Source organism: Mesorhizobium sp. M2A.F.Ca.ET.067.02.1.1, assembly GCF_004023285.1.
GTDB lineage: Bacteria > Pseudomonadota > Alphaproteobacteria > Rhizobiales > Rhizobiaceae > Mesorhizobium.
The window spans coordinates 1-2,853 of the sequence record NZ_RZSB01000762.1; the positions used below are offsets into that span (position 1 = coordinate 1).

The 2,853-nt window shown below is 65.1% G+C and carries 3 protein-coding genes and 1 pseudogene; all 4 read right to left on the reverse strand.

All coding sequences use genetic code 11. The features are described 5' to 3' along the window. Window positions 1–241 precede the first annotated feature (241 nt). The 4 genes and pseudogenes from EOA28_RS31380 to EOA28_RS31395 all read right to left on the reverse strand — a co-directional run bounded on the left by EOA28_RS31380 (window position 242) and on the right by EOA28_RS31395 (window position 2,455). Entirely contained in the window at window positions 242–1,393 is a 1,152-nt protein-coding gene (locus tag EOA28_RS31380; protein WP_245463260.1) for an acyltransferase, read from the reverse strand. 123 nt (window positions 1,394–1,516) lie between these two features. Beyond that, window positions 1,517–1,738, reverse strand: a pseudogene (locus tag EOA28_RS31385) (alkylphosphonate utilization protein). Between the two features lie 208 nt (window positions 1,739–1,946). Then, window positions 1,947–2,180: a hypothetical protein gene (locus EOA28_RS31390; protein ID WP_127252655.1), complete on the reverse strand. Its 234-nt coding sequence runs from the start codon at window positions 2,178–2,180 to the stop codon at window positions 1,947–1,949. A 32-nt stretch (window positions 2,181–2,212) separates the two neighbouring features. After that, window positions 2,213–2,455 (reverse strand): hypothetical protein, encoded by a 243-nt coding sequence (locus EOA28_RS31395; RefSeq protein WP_108702863.1) that lies wholly within the window; start codon window positions 2,453–2,455, stop codon window positions 2,213–2,215. Window positions 2,456–2,853 lie beyond the last annotated feature (398 nt).

Consider the following 2,853-nt stretch of genomic DNA (forward strand, 5'->3'; position numbering starts at 1 on the left):
CCTGGAAGATCCTCGAGCCGGTGACCAAGCATTTTGTGGTTGTGGTGGGCTGAGGCGCGGCGCCGGAACTGCTGATCTCCCCCCCTTGTGGGGGAGATGGCCGGCAGGCCAGAGGGGGGCGCATTGAGGCGCCGACGCCCCTCCGGTCGTCATCCTCGGGCTTGACCCGAGGATCCATGCCGTGACCTTCGCCGCGAAGCGCGGCGGTGCAGAATTCTGTCCCCGTTGCAAAGCCTTAGCGTCACGGCATGGATCCTAGGGTCTGCGCGCGTCGCTTCGCTCCTTGCTCCGCCCTAGGATGACGAACGCGTGGGCGTCGTCGCCCTATCTTCCCACCTTCGACATCACCCTTTTCTCCTCCTCCGGCTCCAGCGATCCGCGAAGGGCGTGGCCATATGGTGCTGGTCGCGGAAGGCGAGCTTGCCGTCGAGGAAGGCGTGGCAGGCGGTGGCGCTGCGGAAGCGGTCGGTGAGGTCGACGTAAGCAGCGTCGGGGATGCTGTCGACGATGTCGCGCTCAACCGCCGCCATGGCGTCGTTGGCCGTGTCGCCGCCGCGTCCCGCCATGATGGCTCGGCCGCGCTGGCGGCGATGGTTCGCTGCTGCGGATCGAGGTCGCGCACGGCAAGCCTGGCATTGCCGTGGGCGGCTGCGACGCCGGTGCCGGTCAGGAGGAGGACCGGCACCGGCGCCCGCGCCGCATTGGCCATCAGCCAGCCGTTGCGACGGATCGGGTTCTCGATGAGGCGGCAGGTAAGGGCGGACAGCGCCAGCGTCAGCGCGAGGCAATAGAGCCGCTTGATGGGCGTCAGCTCCGACGCCAGCATGCCGGCATAGACGATGACCGGCCAATGCCACAGATGGATCGAATAGGAGAGCCTGCCGATCCACTGCAAGGGCGACAACGCCAGGGCGGCATTCACCCAATTCCGCTCGGAATCGGGTGAATAGCCGTCCCTGGCGCCGGCCGCTCCCGCCTTGAGCAGAAGGACCGTGCCGGCGACAGGCAGAAGCGCCAGAAAGCCGGGGAAGGAAGCGTCCTCGCTGAAGGTGAGATAAGCGGTCCCGATCATCGTCAGGCCGGCCAGGCTCAACGCCCGCCCCAGCAGCGGACGCGCCTGCAAAAGCCGCGCCGGCGCCATCGATGCGAGGCCGCCGGCGGCAAATTCCCAAGCGCGCAGCGGCGAGAAGTAGAGGGCCCAGGGCTGCGAAACGTTCGTCGGCCAGGCCCAGAGGATGAAGGAGACCAAGCCCGAGATAACGAGGAAGATGTCGACCCCGGCAAAGCTGCCCGGCAGCGCCGCCAGGCCGAAATGGCAGGCCACGACGCCCGCCACGGCCACCGCCCGCAACCCTTCGATATCGGGTCGGAAATCCTGCGCCGATGCTGACACGAATACGAACCTCGTGAATGCTCGTTCGTATCCCGCCTGAGGCAAAGCCTCGGCCCTATGCGCCGCTATCGCAATGCAACAAATCTAACGCAGTGCAACATAAGGGGAGATGGGATCCCGCAATCACGCCTTTTTCAGGAACTCCGTCTTCAGCACCAGGCCCTTGACCTGGCTTGGTGTTGCATTCGATCTCGCCGGGATTGCCGTTGAGGCGGATGTTCTTCACCAGCTGCCGCGCTTGATCGTCTCGGACGTGCCCTTGACCTTGAGGTCCTTGATCAGCGTCACGGAGTCGCCATCCTTCAGCGGCGTGCCGTTGCTGTCTTTCACGATAAGGTCGGTCATGGCGGTCTTTCATCAATTGGATGGCCTGCGCCCGCCTATCGCGCCGGCAATGGCCTGGTCAAGCCGCGCGCTTTCCCCGCGGACCGCAGCCCGTGAGGTCCGCGTAGGAGGCATGCACCGCCGTGCCAGCGGCGCTAAGCCCCCAGCCCTCAGGATGGCTGGGTGGCTGTTGGCCGGGTCGTTCGCCCGCGCATTTCCCGCAATTGGCCTAGAAATGCAGGTCCAGCGGCTGCGGATAGGCCTGGCCCGGATCCCCGGTCTCCGGCGTCTGGCCCGCCAAAGGCACGATGCCGCCGGTTGCCGTCTGATCGAGCGGCGGCCGATGCTTGCCAGTCGTGGCGGCCTTTTTTTCGGTCACCACGATTTTCGTCTTGGCCCCGGCCCCTTGCGTCAGCGCGACCGAAAGGAGAAGCGCCGTCAGCGCGGATAGGACGATCTTCATGGCAGGTTTCCGTTCCTGGCTCTGCGGCCTCCTCATGGCTTGAAGCCAGATGCGTCGAGCAGCGCGACCTGCTTGCCGTCGACATAGAAGCGTATCGCATGCGCGTCGTTGTCGATGTCGATGCGGGTGGGCGACGCTCCTTGCGTGGCGGGCGTTGCCTTGACGTATTTCGACTGGAATTCCCCCTGCGGCGCGTTGATGAACAGCAGCGCCAGCGCTATGCATCCTGAAACAAACAAGATGAAGGTGAGTGTCGAAGAAGTGGTCGAGGTCATCTGAACATTCCTTCCGGATGAGGTGGCAATACGGTTTGCTCGTCGCCGGCTTTGGCCGGGATTCGGCGTCGCTCGAAATCGAGCGTGTCACAGCTCTGCGAAGGAAGGGGATGACGTGCTCAAGCCCACATTCAGCGCGTTTATCATGACGGTCTGCCCCTTGCCCGCAGCGAGCTTAGCGCCGGCTGCCCGGGGGCAAAGGGCGGCCATGTGGAAGGGCGTGGAATTCTGCGGAATTTCCGCGGTATAGGCCTGTGGAAGGTTGGGATGCGGACATCGGGCGCAGGACGAAAGTCCGGCGCGCAGCGTCGCGACCATGCGTATCATCACGAGTCGACGCCGTGCCCGGGGGCGGCCGCGGCCAGGCATGATTCTCGGAAGGGCATGGGGTCCGAGGG

Excerpts from the sequence above, each read along its gene's own strand:
- EOA28_RS31390 (WP_127252655.1), bottom strand. The coding sequence starts at position 2,180 with ATGAAGATCGTCCTATCCGCGCTGACGGCGCTTCTCCTTTCGGTCGCG.
- EOA28_RS31395 (WP_108702863.1), bottom strand. The coding sequence starts at position 2,455 with ATGACCTCGACCACTTCTTCGACACTCACCTTCATCTTGTTTGTTTCA.